At 43.3% G+C, this 16,350-nt stretch carries 13 protein-coding genes; all 13 read right to left on the minus strand.

From position 1 onward, the window contains the following. Positions 1-243 precede the first annotated feature (243 nt). Positions 244-1,290 (minus strand): dTDP-glucose 4,6-dehydratase, encoded by a 1,047-nt coding sequence (gene rfbB, locus BVE84_RS04875; RefSeq protein WP_076996031.1) that lies wholly within the window; start codon positions 1,288-1,290, stop codon positions 244-246. A gap of 491 nt (positions 1,291-1,781) precedes the next feature. Further along, the gene (locus BVE84_RS04880) at positions 1,782-2,375 is read right to left on the minus strand and encodes a dTDP-4-dehydrorhamnose 3,5-epimerase family protein (RefSeq protein ID WP_076995943.1); all 594 of its coding nucleotides are present in this window, start codon (positions 2,373-2,375) and stop codon (positions 1,782-1,784) included. After that, the gene (rfbA, locus tag BVE84_RS04885) at positions 2,375-3,244 is read right to left on the minus strand and encodes a glucose-1-phosphate thymidylyltransferase RfbA (protein WP_076995944.1); all 870 of its coding nucleotides are present in this window, start codon (positions 3,242-3,244) and stop codon (positions 2,375-2,377) included. The genes BVE84_RS04880 and rfbA overlap by 1 nt, the downstream gene beginning before the upstream one ends. A 701-nt stretch (positions 3,245-3,945) precedes the next feature. Continuing rightward, positions 3,946-4,740, minus strand: coding sequence for a Nif3-like dinuclear metal center hexameric protein (locus tag BVE84_RS04890; RefSeq protein WP_076995945.1), 795 nt, complete (start codon positions 4,738-4,740; stop codon positions 3,946-3,948). Continuing rightward, on the minus strand, positions 4,727-5,413 hold the full coding sequence (locus BVE84_RS04895; protein ID WP_076995946.1) for a tRNA (adenine(22)-N(1))-methyltransferase: 687 nt from the start codon (positions 5,411-5,413) through the stop codon (positions 4,727-4,729). The genes BVE84_RS04890 and BVE84_RS04895 overlap by 14 nt, the downstream gene beginning before the upstream one ends. 3 nt (positions 5,414-5,416) lie before the next feature. After that, entirely contained in the window at positions 5,417-6,094 is a 678-nt protein-coding gene (locus BVE84_RS04900; protein ID WP_076995947.1) for a DnaD domain-containing protein, read from the minus strand. A 785-nt stretch (positions 6,095-6,879) separates the two neighbouring features. Next, the gene (gene metA / locus BVE84_RS04905; protein WP_076995948.1) at positions 6,880-7,809 is read right to left on the minus strand and encodes a homoserine O-acetyltransferase MetA; all 930 of its coding nucleotides are present in this window, start codon (positions 7,807-7,809) and stop codon (positions 6,880-6,882) included. A gap of 652 nt (positions 7,810-8,461) precedes the next feature. Then, positions 8,462-8,974 (minus strand): adenine phosphoribosyltransferase, encoded by a 513-nt coding sequence (locus BVE84_RS04910; RefSeq protein WP_076995949.1) that lies wholly within the window; start codon positions 8,972-8,974, stop codon positions 8,462-8,464. 289 nt (positions 8,975-9,263) lie between these two features. After that, positions 9,264-11,486, minus strand: a complete 2,223-nt coding sequence (gene recJ, locus BVE84_RS04915) for a single-stranded-DNA-specific exonuclease RecJ (protein WP_076995950.1) — start codon at positions 11,484-11,486, stop codon at positions 9,264-9,266. 108 nt (positions 11,487-11,594) lie between these two features. Further along, positions 11,595-13,142: a cardiolipin synthase gene (gene cls, locus BVE84_RS04920; protein WP_076995951.1), complete on the minus strand. Its 1,548-nt coding sequence runs from the start codon at positions 13,140-13,142 to the stop codon at positions 11,595-11,597. 325 nt (positions 13,143-13,467) lie between these two features. Then, positions 13,468-14,100 carry a hypothetical protein gene (locus BVE84_RS04925; RefSeq protein ID WP_076995952.1) on the minus strand — a complete coding sequence of 211 codons (633 nt, stop codon included), beginning with the start codon at positions 14,098-14,100 and terminating at the stop codon, positions 13,468-13,470. A 568-nt stretch (positions 14,101-14,668) separates the two neighbouring features. After that, positions 14,669-15,424, minus strand: coding sequence for an SDR family NAD(P)-dependent oxidoreductase (locus BVE84_RS04930; RefSeq protein ID WP_076995953.1), 756 nt, complete (start codon positions 15,422-15,424; stop codon positions 14,669-14,671). Continuing rightward, positions 15,421-16,350 (minus strand): ribonuclease Z, encoded by a 930-nt coding sequence (rnz, locus tag BVE84_RS04935; protein ID WP_076995954.1) that lies wholly within the window; start codon positions 16,348-16,350, stop codon positions 15,421-15,423. Before rnz ends, BVE84_RS04930 begins: the two co-directional genes overlap by 4 nt.

The following is a 16,350-nucleotide window of genomic DNA, read 5'->3' on the forward strand; positions in this document are numbered from 1 at the left end:
TCATAATAGCAAAGTGAAAAACTTTCTTTGTGAACATCCATTCCGATGAAAAGTGTGGTAAAATGAAACATATAAGACCTCCAATTGAGTGTGGTAATTCCTGTTAGAAGTTGATTGTTTTTTTATTCTAGTGTACAGGTAAATCCACGAATTCTCAACTGGGGGTCTTTACATATTGTCTAAATGACTATACAACATAAAACCCGTCCTCGGTCAAATAATCCGATGGACGGGGTTCTTCTTTTATTTAATCACTTTTTGGGTCTTAGCATAGTTGGCTTCGACAGCTTCTTTTTCAGCCTGCCACCAGTCGGCATTATCCGTGTACCATTTGATGGTGTCTTCTAGACCTGCTTCAAAGTTAGTAAACTCTGGCTTCCACCCCAGTTCATCACGAAGTTTGCTGGCATCAATCGCATAGCGCAAATCGTGACCTGCACGGTCTGTCACATGGTCATAGGCATCAGAAGGTTGCCCCATTTTCTCTAAGATCAGTTCCAAGACTTCCTTATTGTTTTTCTCACCATCCGCACCAATCAGATAGGTCTCCCCGATCTCACCCTTGGTCAAAATAGTCCAGACACCTGATGAGTGGTCATTGGTATGAATCCAGTCCCGAACATTTTTTCCTTCCCCATACAATTTTGGCTTAATACCACTCAAAATATTGGTAATTTGACGTGGAATAAATTTTTCAATATGCTGGTAAGGACCGTAGTTATTGGAACAGTTGGAGATGGTCGCTTTGACACCGAACGAACGCACCCATGCTTTTACAATCAAGTCAGAAGCTGCCTTGGTAGAAGAATAAGGCGAACTTGGATTGTACTTGGTTTCGGCGGTGAATTTTTCACCAGGGCCTTCTCCATGGCCTGGCAAATCTTCGCGAAGTGGAAGATCTCCGTAAACCTCATCTGTTGAGACATGGTGGAAGCGAATATCATACTTGCGAGCGGCTTCCAAGAGTGTGTAGGTTCCGATAAAATTGGTATGGATAAAAGGGCTAGGGTCGTTAAGCGAGTTATCATTGTGGCTTTCAGCTGCATAGTGGACAATGGCATCTGCCTTTGCAGCGAGCTTATCCACCAATTCAGCATCGGCAATATCTCCAACAACTAGCTCTACACGTTCACCAAGAATCTCCACAAGATTCGCACGATTTCCAGCATAGGTTAGCTTATCTAAGACGGTCACATGAACATCTGGATGATGGTTATAGACATAATGCACAAAGTTTGAGCCGATAAAGCCAGCTCCACCAGTTACGATAATATTTTTAAATTCTGACACAGTTGTCTCCTGTAATAGTCTTTTTAAATAGTCGATTTTTATAAAATCTTTTTGATTATTATTGTCTGCACGATACGAGTCTTTAGACGAGGCTTGATAGATTTTCAAGTATTGCCCGAGTGTCGGGAGGTAGTAACGAACACCATTCGTCTCTAATTCTTCCAACTCTTCAAGTGCTACACCAGCAAAATCTGGGAGAGAGTGAAGCCCTCCAAATTCGACCCATAGGTCATCTTTTTGAAATGCATGTTCATGGCGATCGACTAAGTGATAGCCCAAGTTTTCCATGACTTGGTTCAGAACATTAAATTGGTAAATACGACCTTCATCAGGGGCTTCCCAACCTCTTGGATCACTGGGAACATGAATATCAATATCTTGAGGATTCCAAGTCTCTCCCGTGCGGATTTCCAATCCAAGGCTCCCCATCAAAAGTGGTGTAATACCAATTTTATTCAGCTGCTCTGCTATTTCCAAAAAAGCTGCAAACATTAGAGCTCCTCTTTTTTCAATGGTTTGATGTCCTTGAGCATCGGATGATGCTTATCCGCTTCAGATACTTCTGCGGCCTCAAGATTCTCCCACTGAATCCCCAGAGTCGGATCTGCATAATTGACAAAGGCATATTTGGGCTTTAATTCCAAAGCCCAGTAGTCATTGACCAAGTAGCTATAGGCAACAACATCTGATAAGACTTGAAAACCATTGGCTACACCCCGAGGGACAAAGATTCCCTTACTGGCATCAATCTCTGCCTGATAGACATTTCCAAATGTATCCCCTTCACGCAGGTCAACCCAAGCACCAAGCACTCTTCCTGCATCTGCAACGGAAATGTATTTGTCCCAGGGTTCTGCATGCAGACCACGCAAAACGTGTTTGCGGGAAAAGCTGACATTGTTTTGTAATTTTCCTTCTACAAAAAAGTTTTCTGGAAAACCTAGAGGTAGCATTTTCTCTTTTTGAAAATTTTCTTTAAACCAGCCACGATTGTCTCCATGAACAGGAATATCAAATTCCAACATACCTGGAATAGCGTCAATCTTTCTGACTGCTAAGTCTTTACCAAAAAAATTCTCTGTCATTAAGCCTCTCCAATCAGACGGAGCAAGTATTGTCCGTATTCATTTTTCTTCAATGGTTGAGCAAGCTCATAGACCTGCTCTTTTGTAATATAGCCCATGCGATAGGCAATCTCTTCAAGGTTAGCGACTTGAACATTTTGTAAGCGTTGTACAGTTTCGATATACTGCGCCGCTTCTAACAAGCTCTCATGCGTACCTGTATCAAGCCAAGCAAAACCGCGTCCCATCAGCTCTACAGATAAATCTCCACGCTCTAAATAAACCTTATTGACATCTGTGATTTCCAGCTCTCCACGCGGAGAAGGTTTGATATTTTTAGCAATCTCAACGACATCGTTATCGTAGAAATAAAGACCTGTCACAGCAAAGTTTGATTTAGGAGCTTCTGGTTTTTCTTCAATAGAAACAGCATTCATATCTGCATCAAATTCGACCACACCAAAACGCTCGGGATCTTTTACTTGATAGCCAAAGACCGTTGCTCCTTTTTCTTTAGCTGCTGCACATTGGAGCATCTTGGTCAGGCCATTTCCATGGTAAATGTTGTCCCCAAGAATGAGGGCTACTGAATCTTTTCCTATGAAGTCCTCACCAATAATAAAGGCTTGGGCAAGACCGTCCGGGCTTGGTTGCACCGCATAAGAAAGGGAGATACCAAGTTCAGATCCGTCCCCTAACATCTCTTCAAAGCGCGGTAAATCTGTCGGTGTGGAAATGATGAGAATATCCTTAATGCCAGCCAACATTAGGGTGGAGAGAGGATAGTACACCATCGGTTTATCATAAATAGGCATCAGTTGCTTCGATGCTGCTCGGGTCAAAGGATACAGACGTGTCCCTGAACCTCCTGCGAGAATAATACCTTTCATAGTTGCAAAAGCCTTTCGATTTTATTTGTCTTATTTTACCATTTTTTGTCAAAACTGTCACGGATTTCCAAGATACAGAGCTATCAGAACCATTCAGCAGCCCTTATAGACCCTCAGTATCTAAGAAACTCTCCACTAGGCTACTTCTTCTATATCCGTAAAGTAACAAGACAGCTATAGCTTTAAAGGAGGGTTTTCTGGCTCACTTCAACAGTCTAGGAATAGACTGTTGAAGGTTAGAAATAAAACGAGGGAAACTCGTGTCAAACAGTCTAGGAATAGACTGTTGAAGGTGGGAAATAGAACGAGGGAAACTCGTGTCAAACGTCCTCATATCTTGTTATACTCTTTAAAAATCAAAAGGATACGTTGTCAAAAGTCTCGGTGAGTGAAAAGCTCCAGTGGAGGTTTTCACTCGTCAAATTTCTATTCCCTAGCTCAGGCTTCTATGGTCACTTTCTTGTTTCTAGGTGACCGTTGAAACAGTTCCCCGTTCTGCTGTGGTCACTTTCTGATTTTTAGGTGACCAGTTGAAACAGTTCCCCGTTCTGCTGTGGTCACTTTCTGATTTTTAGGTGACCAGTTGAAACAGTTCACCGTTCTACTGTGGTCACTTTCTGATTTTTAGGTGACCAGTTGAAACAGTTCACTGAACTGTTTCAATCCTATTTTTCTTTACATTTTCTTAACGTCCTCACATCTTATAAATGTCGAAATGGGTTGGTGGATACTGTCGAGGTTTCAACGGTGATGTCCCATCCCTCTTCTTCCTTCCATTCTTTTAGTTTTTGAGCAATTTTTTCGACAAACAGCACTTCAATATGATGTCCAGGATCAATCGCCAATAAGCCCTGTGTCAGCATGTCTTGGGCAGTGTGGTAGTAGATGTCACCTGTAATATAAACATCTGCTCCTTTTTTTAAGGCCTCCTTATAGTAGCGTTCTCCGCTCCCTCCACAGATAGCAACACAGCTAATATATTGCTGTGCTTGATGGGCATACGTCACTAAGCGAACCGTCTCTAAATCAAAGACCTGCTTGACGGTCAGGGCTAGTTCCTCTAAGGTCTGCTCCTTTACCGTTCCGATCCGACCAATCCCCTGACCCGTCTGAGTTTCATAGAGGTAGGTAGTCTCTTTTATATCCAGTAGCTCACAGAACCAATCGTTTAGTCCCCCCTCCACAACATCTATATCGGTATGACTAACATAGACAGCAATATCATGCTTAATCAGCTCCAGATAGATATTTGTCTGCAAATCCTCTGCCAGCAGATGATGGATGGGACGAAAAATCGGAGCATGCTTGACAATGATTAAATCAATCTCCTTATCAATAGCTTCAGCGACTGTTGTTTCCCGAATATCCAGTGCTACCATCACCTTTTGAATATCCTTATTTAAGCTACCAATCTGAAGTCCAGATACATCACCCTCCATAGATAAACTTGAAGGACAAAAGGTCTGGTACCGCTCAATGACTTTACTGGCTAACATCTAGCACCTCCTTAATCTGCCGTATTTTTTCCCCCATGCGGGTACGCTCCATTGTATGATTCGCAGGAATCTGGTAGAGCGCCCGTTGCAATTTAACTGCTTCTCGCTTCCATTTTTGCTGAAAATCTTGGGACATTTCCTGCACTAGATAGGGACCAAACTGCCTTTCTATTGCAGTTAGTTCCTTTCTCCCTGGCTCTGCTACCAGAATTTCATAGAATTTCCCATGTTCTTCTAAAATGGTTTCTGCGACTAGCTGAAAGTCGTTTCTTTCCAACCATGCCCGCACGTCGCTTTCTCGGTTATTTGGTTGTAGGACGAGTCTCTCCATCTGACGGAGCTTATCTTTTCCAGCCTCTAAGATGTCTGCTATCAAGCGTCCACCCATCCCAGCAATCGTAATCACCGTCATCTGGTCCTCCTCCTCAAAGGCTGCAAGCCCATCTGCCAAACGAACCTCAATGCAGTCTCTGTAGATAGAATCCTGTATATTTTGTCGAGCTGATTGGTAGGGGCCAGATACGACTTCCCCGGCAATGGCATAGCGAATCACTCCGCTTTCTACCAAAAAAAGAGGGAGGTAAGCATGGTCACTCCCTACATCTACCAGACGAGCATCCTGTGGTACAAACTGTGCCACTTGTTTCAAGCGTTTTGAGATTTTCTGATTCATCTTCTACTCTTTCCAATAATCCATCGCTTCTAAAAACTCTGATGACGCTGAGACATTTTTTACTTGTTGTCCTTCTCGCTCCAGTCGCCTAGCCTCTATTTGGGCGACTGTCGTGATTCCCTCCCTGCGCCAGTTTCTCAAAATAGCCTGAATATACTTCCAATTCGTTTTATTATTAAAAACAGCTTCACGAAGGGCTTCTCGTACTACTTCTGGAGCAGTATGATCATCTTGCAGCGTTTTTTGTAGGTCTTCAATTTCAAGCGGCGACAGCAAGCGTCCCAACTCTACCTCAAAATCTGACACCAGACGCTTCAAGTCATAAGAAACTTCCTGAGATTCCTGCATGGATGGCTTGGGCTGCAAGAGGGCATCTAGTTTTTCTAGGGCAGGCGAGGCATCAAAAATCATCTCAATTTCCCCAGATAAATTGATGGTCTTAAAATCTAACAAACCTGCTTCTTGTAGTTGCTCAATCAAACGGTTGATTTCAGAAGTAGTCTTGCCGCAAGATTGGGCAATCTGGCTAGGCGCTAATCCCTCAGTATTGCTGGTATGTTGATAAAAGAAGAATTGCCATACAAGATAGGCATCCGCTGAGGGAAATAAGTCCTTGAAATGAAAGAGCATAGCTGGTGGTAAGACCAGATACCCTTTCTGAAATTGCTGTAAATAATTCATAGTTCCTCTTTATAAACTGGCCGATACAGTCTTTTATACTCAATAAAAATCAAAAGTAGACTAGCTTTCACCATTGAGAAGTGTGAAAGCTGGGATAGGAGATTAGCACCACTAATTTCCTTATAATTGAAGGCGAAGGTAGTTAAAATAAGAAAAGATACAAAGGGCGTGTAAAAAGCGAATGAAAATTAGGAAACATGACGAGTGAAAAGCTCCAGTGGAGGTTTTCAGCCTATTTACTAACTTTCCTGCTTCTCGGCTCAGACTTCTGTGGTCACTGTCGTGTTTCTAGGTGACCAGTTGAAACAGTTCACTGAACTGTTTCAATCTCAGCTGTAATCAGCTAAAGCCGAAACAGCTGCCTATCCACTAAAGGGATTCTCAGCTGTAATCAGCTAAAGCTGAAACAGCTGCCTATCTTTTTTCCGAGCTTTTAGCCCGTGTTCAATTAGTAAGATACAAAGCCCGTAAAAAACTCAAAGCGAAAATAGGAAATACGACGAGTGAAAAGCTCCAGTGGAGGTTTTCAGCCTATTTACTAACTTTCCTGCTTCTTGGCTCAGACTTCTGTGGTCACTGTCGTGTTTCTAGGTGACCAGTTGAAACAGTTCACCGTTCTGCTATGGTCACTTTCTGATTTTTAGGTGACCAGTTGAAACAGTTCACTGTTCTGCTATGGCCACTTTCTGATTTTTAGGTGACCAGTTGAAACAGTTCACTGAACTGTTTCAATCTCATCTGTAATCAGCTAAAGCTATGGCTACCTTTAGGTATAAAACAAATGACTATAAGGCTGGCTGCTCAAAGTGCTTCCAATCATACGGCGTTTCTTGGTAGACAGCGTAGTTAATCCAGTTCGTAAAAAATTGAGCAGCTGGTAAATTCCACGTCAAGGATGGACGCGCGGTCGGATCGTCCCCTTTAAAATAATGCTTGGGAAGAGCTGGATCTAGCCCTGCCAAGCGATCGCGGTCGTACTCTTTTGCAAGACTATCGCGGTCATATTCTAAATGTCCGAAGCTATAGACTTCACGAAGATCGCTACTAGCAATAATAGAAAGACCGATTTCTTCTCCCTGGGCCAAGACATGAAGATGATCCAAACGTTCAACATCTGCGGCTGTTACATTGGTATACCGCGAATGGGGAGCATAAAATACATCATCAAATCCTCGCATCAAGGGATTGCGGTCATCCGTCACTTCCTGACAATAGACACCTGATAACTTGTGAGGGAGGCTATGCTTTTCGATTCCATAACGAGCATAAAGCCCTGCCTGCGCTCCCCAACAGATATGGAGGGTCGAGTAGACATGCTGGCGCGCCCAATGGAATACTGTGAGCAGCTCCTCCCAGTAATCTACTTCTTCAAAGGCTAGATTTTCAACGGGAGCGCCCGTGACGATTAGACCATCAAAATATCGTTCCTTGACTTCTTCAAAGGTGTGGTAAAACTCTTCCATATGTGCGACCTGAGTGGTTTTCGATTGATGGGTCTCCATATACAGAAATGCAATCTCTAATTGTAGAGGAGTATTTGCTAAAAGGCGTAACAACTGCGTTTCTGTCACAATTTTTTGTGGCATTAAATTTAAAATTAAAATCGTTAAGGGGCGAATATCCTGATGATTGGCACGGTCATTGTCCATAACAAAGATATTCTCTGCTTTCAACTGCTCAACAGCAGGTAGGGATTTCTCCAACTTAATCGGCATTGTTCTCTCCTCCTTTGTTCTATTATATAACAGGAGTAACTGCTTTTCAATTAGAAGAAAAATAGGAATCCCTATAGCCTACACTTAGAACCTGTAGTAAGATACAAAGGGCGTGTAAAAAGCGACTGAAAATTAGGAAACATGACGAAGAAGTCTAACTTCTAGGAATGTTTATCTATTTTCCGAGCTTTTAGCCCGTGTTCAATTACAAGATACAAAGCCCGTAAAAAACTCAAAGCGAAAATAGGAAATACGACGAGCGAAAAGCTCCAGTGGAGGTTTTCGGCCTATTTCTTAGTCTTCATTTACTAAATAATGTATAGAATTATCTTACTTCCCTGACTAGATTCGCTTCTTAGTCTTTAGGCTCGGGCTGCTGTGGTCACTTTCTGATTTCTAGGTGACCAGTTGAAACAGTTCACCGTTCTGCTGTGGTCACTTTCTAATTTTTAGGTGACCAGTTGAAACAGTTCACTGAACTGTTGCAATCTCATCTGTAATCAGCTAAAGCTGAAACAGCTGCCTATCCACTAAAGGGATTCTCATCTGTAATCGGCTAAAGCCGAAACAGCTGCCTATCTTTTTTCCGAGGTTTTAGGCTGAACTCAATTCCCTAAGATGGACGTGCTGAGCTATGAATCAGATTCTTATATCAGTAATGCATCAAGACCTTGTAATCGTAGTCTCCAATCGCTTCGCGTCCCTTTAAATCATCTAATTCAATCAAGAAGGCGCAGCCTGCAACAACCCCTCCTAGGCGCTCGATCATTTCAATGGTCGCCTTGACTGTACCACCTGTTGCCAATAAATCATCGACAATCAAAACGCGTTGTCCAGGTTTAATAGCATCTGAGTGCATGGTCAGGGTGTCGATTCCGTACTCTTTTTCATAGTCAGCTGAAATCACTTCACGTGGCAATTTCCCTGGCTTACGAACAGGAGCAAAGCCAATACCAAGCTCAAATGCAACGGGACAACCCACGATAAAACCACGCGCTTCAGGTCCTACAATCATATCAATCTTTTTATCTGTCGCATATTGGACAATTTCACGGACGGCATAGCTATAGGCATTGCCATCAGCCATTAGAGGACTGATGTCACGGAAGGTAATCCCTTCTTGTGGGTAATTCTCAATGGAAGCAATATAATCTTTTAAGTTCATCGTATTCTCACTTTATTGTTCTATTACACGTACTCTCACCTAACGAGTTCTGCTCCCCTTTGATGCTCGCAGATGGCAAATCTGCCACACAAACCTAGGGAGTTTGAAATCGATTTTCTAAAGAGTCTTGCCCTTTATTATACCATGTTTTTCCCCATTTGGGAGATTTTAAAAAAGGAAACACAGCTATTCCTGATAGTCGATAAAATCGAACAGGACAGCTGTCATATTTCCAAGCGATACGCAAGTTGACAACGTATCCTGTTGACTTTTAAAGAGTATTCGTTCATTACTCTTTCTCCATTAGATAATCGTATATTTCCTGAACGGTACCAAGGGCCATGAGCTCTTGCTCAGCAACCTGTTGTTTCAACTGCTGATAAATGGAGCTATCACTGATTTCTCGTTTTTCTGCCCCTTTATTGACGGTCATGATTCCATCTGTAATCGCGACGAATCCTAGTTCTTGGAAAATTTGAATCATCTTAATCAAGAGGGAAGCCGGGATGTTCAGGTAGTTAGCCAACTCTTTTAATTTGTAGCGCACATCAAATTCCTTGAACTGATACACCGTTTTGTAGAGGCGGGCAAATTGCTCCCTGCTGCCATAGCCATCCAAGTAGTAGGGAGTTGCTATGTCATTTTTGAAATAAATGGCCTGAAAATCATGGTTCTGTAGAAACTCTTTTAAAAGTCGCAGATTATCGGGCACTGTCGCTATCCCAATAGCTTTTTGTCCTGTCACATCAGGTAGGGGGGCTGCAAAATCTATTGCGACAAGGTCAACTGGGAAATGCGCCTTCTTACTGCGCAGATTATAGAGCTGAACCCCTTCTACCCGCAAATCAACTAACATCAACTGTAGAGTCGTCTGTCCATTCCATTGGTTGACCGACAGACTGACAGCCAACTCCAAATTCTTACTCTGGGAAATTTCCAAAGCCAAGTGACCCATGCCAAACGCAACGACATCAAAGCTAGCCTGCCCTTTTGAAATACGGAATTTTAGATGAGCGCCCTGCTGCCCCATGACTCGGGCTGACTCAACCTGAAAATCCTTCACATAAAAAACAGGTTTTTTATGGTCCATGCCATACGGAGCTAAACTCTCAAATGATTTTAAGGTCTGGAGGGATAGTGCTTCTAAATCCAACTCCTCATCTAGCAACAATTCTCCCTTATGAACTTGGTCTAAATCATTGTCCAAGATATAGGCTGATAGGGTGTCAGATAAGGCCTCTAGTTTGTCCACTTCCAAGGTCATCCCAGCCGCACCTGCATGACCGCCAAAGGCAATGAAGAGATCTTGATGGTCTTTTAAGGCTTCAAAAATATCAATAGAAGCAACCGAACGCGCTGATCCTTTAGCCCGTCCTTCATCGATAGATAAAACAATAATCGGTTGTTGCAGTTCTTCTAGTAAGCGTCCCGCAACGATTCCTAACACTCCAGGATTCCAGCCTTCCTTCGCCAAAACCTGAACGACTCGCTCCTTATCAACCATAATCTTTGCTTCATCATAAATAGTCTGGACAAGGTCTTTACGCTCAGTATTTTTCCCATCGACCATCTGGGCAATCTCCTGGGCTTGTTCCTCATCAAATCCTGTCAGTAGTTCAATAGCAGGATTGGGATCATCCAAGCGCCCTAAGGCGTTCAAGCGTGGCGCTATTTGAAAGCCAACTGTTTCTTCGGTTAGGCTTTCTGGACGAATAGCAGCAAGCGACATCAATTCTTGTAAGCCTAGTCGCTCTGTCTGCTGGAGCATGGATAAGCCGTATTTGACCAACACCCGATTCTCATCTGTCAAGCTAACCATATCTGCTATGGTACCAATAGCTACCAAATCAAGCCACTCTACCTGTACGGTCTCTAACAAGGCACAGGCCAGCTTAAAGGCTACACCACATCCTGCCAGATGAGGGAATGGATACTGCCCGTCTGGATGCTCCGGATGGACAATCGTATAGGCATTGGGTAAGGTTTCAGGTAAGGAGTGGTGGTCTGTCACAATGACATCAACGCCGACGCTCTGGGCATAATCGATTGCTTCGTGTCCGGCGACACCATTGTCTACCGTAATAATCAAGGAAACTTCGTGCTGGTCAATAAAATACTGATAGACCGACTGATTGGGGCCATAACCATCTGTAAAGCGGTTGGGCAGATAGACTAGACACTCCGCTCCTAGCTCCTCCAGGGCTTCTTTTACAATAGATGCTGATGTCATCCCATCAGCATCATAGTCCCCATAAACTAAAATCTGCTCTTGATGTTCAATAGCACGGCGAATTCGCTCTACAGCTTCCTTCATTCCATGCAGTAGATAAGGATCGTGCAAATCCTCTAAACTAGGCTCTAAAAATGTCCTGAGGGCTTCTTCCGTCTGAATCCCTCTTGTATACAGAAAATGAGCCGCAGCCAGATCCAATCCCGCTTTTTTGGCTATTTTCACAAATCCTTCATCTGAAATCGTTGGAACCAGAGTCCAGTTATAAGTTGATTGTATCACTATTGTTCTCCTTATACTCCTTAAACAGAGATTGCTGGTTGTGTTCAAGAAAGTATGATAGCTGCCTCCCATTATATCACGAAGCAGTTCTAATACTCAATAAAAAAACTATAAGAGCGGGGCAATAATCTTCATCAACGCACCAGCAAACCGTTTATACCAAGGATAGGTTCGTGCAAAATCAATCAGCGTTATCCGCTCTGATTGAGCAAAGGCATCTTCAAAGTCCTGATGGATGTCAGCTAACACTTGGCGATGTTTGTAAATGTAGAGACCGCACTCAAAATTGAGATAAAAACTGCGGAAATCCATATTCACCGTTCCGACAGTCGCTTTTTTATCATCAACAAGGACCACCTTTGAGTGGACGAAGCCCGGTGTATATTCGTAAATCTCAATGCCTGCTTCTAGATACATCGGAAAATCTGTTCGTGCCGCCAGATAAGCCGACTGCTTGTCATAGATATGCGGTAATAAGAGACGGACCGTTACCCCTCGCTTAGCCGCATAGGTCAGATTGTCCAGCATCTCGTCATCTAAGACTAGATAAGGGGTCATGATGTAGATGTAGTTGGTTGCCGACTGAATCATATCGAGACAGACTCGCTTGGCCACCTCATCCCCATCGAAGGGACTTTCGCCGTAAGGCAGGAAAAATCCTTCTGAATCAATGACCGATTTTTCTTTTTCATGGTGGTCTTTTAGGTAGTTCAAGTCATTATTGGGTGTTTTTTCATTGAAATTCCACATCTGCAAGAACATGAGGGTAAAATTGGCTACCGCTTCTCCCTTAATCATAATAGCAGCATCTTTCCAATGGCCAAAGCGCTCCTTGCGATTGATGTATTCATCAGCGATATTGACCCCACCTGTAAATGCTACCTTTCCATCAATCACCGCTATTTTCCGATGATCTCGGTTGTTTTGAACCGTTGAAAGGGCAGGGATAATCTGCGAAAAGACCTTGGCCTTGATTCCGTACTTTCTCAAGGTTTTATAATAATTATAGGGTAAAAGGGTCAGTGAATTGGTCCCGTCGTACATGAACCGAACCTCCACCCCCTGTGCTGCCTTCTCTTTTAAAATCTCTAAAATAGAATCCCACATGTAGCCAAAGTCAACAATGAAATACTCCATGAAGATGTAGGTTTCCGCCTTGCGCAACTCACTCAATAAGGCTTCAAACTTGGCTTCTCCAGATGGAAAATAAGTCGCATCAGTATTCGAATGCAGAGCATAGCCAACATATTGATTCATATAGTGAGCCAGTTTCAACTGATCCTGGTCCTGCTCTGCCAGCGCATGTAACACTTTGGGTGAGGTCTGCCCATACTGCCGCAAGAGTAAACTTTGCTGTTTAAACGTCTTTCGGTAACGTTTGGTTTCAATATTGGACTGCAAGATAAAGTAAAAGAGAGCTCCAAAGATCGGAATCCCGATGATAAAAATAATCCAAGTCAATTTAAAGCTGGCATTCATCGGTCGGTTAATGACTGAAATAGCCACTACAATCGAAAAAATCTGCAAGACAGAAAGCAGGGCTGGCGCTAGCACCGTTGCCGATGTGACCGTCCACAAAATAGCTCCAACCGTCACCATAATCAGTAAGAGGACAATAAACGTACGACTATAAATCAATCTCCATAACTTTTTCATGTGAGATCCTTTCATTAAGATGTGAAGCCGTTAAAAAACCGAATGAAAAATAGGAAATCGAAGCAGGTTGCTTTGCAACCAATGAGATTTATCCCTAAAGGGATTCTCAGCTGTAATCAGCTAAAGCTGAAACAGCTGCCTATCCACTAAAGGGATTCTCATCTGTAATCGGCTAAAGCCGAAACAGCTGCCTATCCACTAAAGGGATTCTCATCTGTAATCGGCTAAAGCCGAAACAGCTGCCTATCCACTAAAGGGATTCTCATCTGTAATCGGCTAAAGCCGAAACAGCTGCCTATCTTTTTTCCGAGGTTTTAGGCTGAACTCAATTAATAAGATACAAAGGGCGTTTGACACGAGTTTCACTCGTTTTATTTCCAACCTTCAACAGTCTATCCCTAGACTGTTTGACACGAGTTGCACTCGTTTTATTTCCAACCTTCAACAGTCTATCCCTAGACTGTTTGACACGAGTTGCACTCGTTTTATTTCCAACCTTCAACAGTCTATCCCTAGACTGTTTGACACGAGTTGCACTCGTTTTATTTCCAACCTTCAACAGTCTATCCCTAGACTGTTTGACACGAGTTGCACTCGTTTTATTTCCAACCTTCAACAGTCTATCCCTAGACTGTTTGACACGAGTTGCACTCGTTTTATTTCCAACCTTCAACAGTCTATCCCTAGACTGTTTGACACGAGTTGCACTCGTTTTATTTCCAACCTTCAACAGTCTATCCCTAGACTGTTTGACACGAGTTTCACTCGTTTTATTTCCAACCTTCAACAATCTATCCCTAGACTGTTTGACACGAGTTTCGCTCGTTTTATTTCCAACCTTCAACAGTCTATCCCTAGACTGTTTGACACGAGTTTCACTCGTTTTATTTCCCACCTTCAACAGTCTATCCCTAGACTGTTTGACACGAGTTTCACTCGTTTTATTTCCCACCTTCAACAGTCTATCCCTAGACTGTTGAAGCGAGCAAAGCAAAAATAGGAGGTTGACGAAGAGTCCAGAGACTCTAGGAAACCTATCTTTTTTGCACAGCTCGTAGCCCGTGTTCAGTTAAGATGTGAGGACGTTAAGAAAATGTAAAGAAAAATAGGGAATTGGAGCAGATGACTCAGGTCATCAAGCCAATTCATCTTTTTTCTCACATTTTTAGTCCGAACTCAATTCCATAAGATACAAAGCCCGTTAAAAACTCAAAGCGAAAATAGGAAATACGACGAGCGAAAAGCTCCAGTGGAGGTTTTCGGCCTATTTCTTATCTTCAATTACTAAATAATCTATAGAATTATCTTACTTCCCTGACTAGATTCGCTTCTTAGTCTTTAGGCTCGGGCTTCTGTGGCCACTTTCTGATTTCTAGGTGACCAGTTGAAACAGTTCCCCGTCCTCCTGTGGTCACTTTCTGATTTCTTGGTGACCAGTTGAAACAGTTCACTGAACTGTTTCAATCTCAGCTGTAATCAGCTAAAGCCGCAACAGCTGCCTAGGTGACCACTGGGGCGTCTAGCGGTTATTTGTAATTGAAAACAGTCCGAGCAAGAAAATCTGCTAATCGTGGAAATAGGGTATAGCACTTATGAGCCACTGCTAAGGTCCAAGGTAGGTTCAGTTCTCGCCTTCTAGTCCCCATCACCTTCACAATCTTACGAGCCACTATATTCGGCTGTAATAAAAAGGGCTTGACAGACGCTAAGTAGGTACCGTCTGGGTCTGCCTGATTAAAGAAGGCTGTCGCAATCGGTCCTGGGTTGACGGTCGTTACCACGACATTTGATGGGGCTAGCTCCAGGCGCAGAGCATTTGAAAAACCAATCGCTGCAAACTTTGTCGCTGAGTAAACCGAGGACTTGCTAGAAGCAATCAAGCCAGCCATACTGACAATATTGATAATCTGACCCTTTTGCTCCTTCTTCATCTGCTCTCCCACCAAGCGTGAGAGGGTCATCAGGGCAAGGGTGTTGATTTCAAACATCTGCCGCACTTCTTGGCTAGAAAAATCGCTAAAGTCTGCAAAACGGCCGTAGCCCGCATTATTAACCAAAATATCAATCGTACCTATGCGCTGCTCTAGCTGACTCAATAATTCTCTTAGGGCGGCTTCATCTTGAATGTCTGTCTCAAAGACCAACTTATTGGCATGACGAGCATAGAGTTGCTCTAACTTCTCCTTATCCCGCCCCAATAAAATCAGAAAATCATCTGTCAAAAGTGGAACCATTTCTCGAACCAAACCACCAGAAGCCCCTGTTATCAGAATGTTTCTCACACTTCGACCTCTTCTAGATCTTTGACAACATGCACCTGTTCAAAAATACTCCCTGCATCTCTCCGAAGCTGGCTGATGTCCTTGGACAAAAAGCGCGGGCTAATATGGTTGAGCAACAGGCGCTTGGCCCCTGCATCTTTTGCAACTAAAGCTGCCTCCATATTGGTCGAGTGTCCGTGCTTACGAGCAAGGACCTCGTCCCCTTTTCCATAGGTTGCTTCATGCACCAGTACATCTGCATTGACCCCAAGGCGCACACTGGCATGGCACTTCCGTGTGTCCCCTAAAATCGTCACAATTTTTCCTGGACGAGGCTCTGAAACATAGTCACTTGCAATAATTTCTGTCCCATCCTCCAACACTACATTTTTACCATTTTTTATCTGCCCGAAGAGAGGACCAAATGGTACCCCAGCTGCACGGAGGGCCTCTGCATCAAGTTGCCCTTCCAAGTCTTTTTGCATGACACGGTAGCCGACACAGGGGATTGTATGGTCTAATTGATCTGCAAATACCATAAATTTATCTGTCTCCAGCACCTTATCAACCTGACCTACTTCAAACTCATGAAAATGAATACGATAAGGCAGACGAGAACCCGATACCTTCAAACTGGTCAAGACAAACTGGCGAATGCCTGTCGGACCATATATATCAATATCGGTTTGGTCTTCATTTCCCTGAAATGAACGGCTGGATAGAAAACCTGGTAGACCAAAGATATGGTCGCCATGTAAATGGGTGATAAAAATCTTGCTGACCTTACGGGGACGGATGTTAGTCTCTAAAATGCGATTCTGCGTCCCCTCCCCACAATCAAATAGCCAGACTTCGTTGATTTCATCTAGTAACTTTAGGGCCAAACTAGATACATTACGTGATTTGGAGGGTTGCCCCGCTCCCGTTCCTAAAAATTGAATATACAT

The organism is Streptococcus azizii (assembly GCF_001984715.1).
Classification (GTDB): Bacteria; Bacillota; Bacilli; order Lactobacillales; family Streptococcaceae; genus Streptococcus; species Streptococcus azizii.

What these genes read in the sequence shown, in the direction of transcription:
- BVE84_RS04880 (WP_076995943.1), bottom strand. Translation starts at nt 2,375, where the DNA reads ATGACAGAGAATTTTTTTGGTAAAGACTTAGCAGTCAGAAAGATTGAC.
- rfbA (WP_076995944.1), bottom strand. Translation starts at nt 3,244, where the DNA reads ATGAAAGGTATTATTCTCGCAGGAGGTTCAGGGACACGTCTGTATCCT.
- BVE84_RS04890 (WP_076995945.1), bottom strand. Translation starts at nt 4,740, where the DNA reads ATGTTAGCCAGTAAAGTCATTGAGCGGTACCAGACCTTTTGTCCTTCA.
- BVE84_RS04895 (WP_076995946.1), bottom strand. Translation starts at nt 5,413, where the DNA reads ATGAATCAGAAAATCTCAAAACGCTTGAAACAAGTGGCACAGTTTGTA.
- BVE84_RS04900 (WP_076995947.1), bottom strand. Translation starts at nt 6,094, where the DNA reads ATGAATTATTTACAGCAATTTCAGAAAGGGTATCTGGTCTTACCACCA.
- metA (WP_076995948.1), bottom strand. Translation starts at nt 7,809, where the DNA reads ATGCCGATTAAGTTGGAGAAATCCCTACCTGCTGTTGAGCAGTTGAAA.
- BVE84_RS04910 (WP_076995949.1), bottom strand. Translation starts at nt 8,974, where the DNA reads ATGAACTTAAAAGATTATATTGCTTCCATTGAGAATTACCCACAAGAA.
- cls (WP_076995951.1), bottom strand. Translation starts at nt 13,142, where the DNA reads ATGAAAAAGTTATGGAGATTGATTTATAGTCGTACGTTTATTGTCCTC.
- rnz (WP_076995954.1), bottom strand. Translation starts at nt 16,350, where the DNA reads ATGTATATTCAATTTTTAGGAACGGGAGCGGGGCAACCCTCCAAATCA.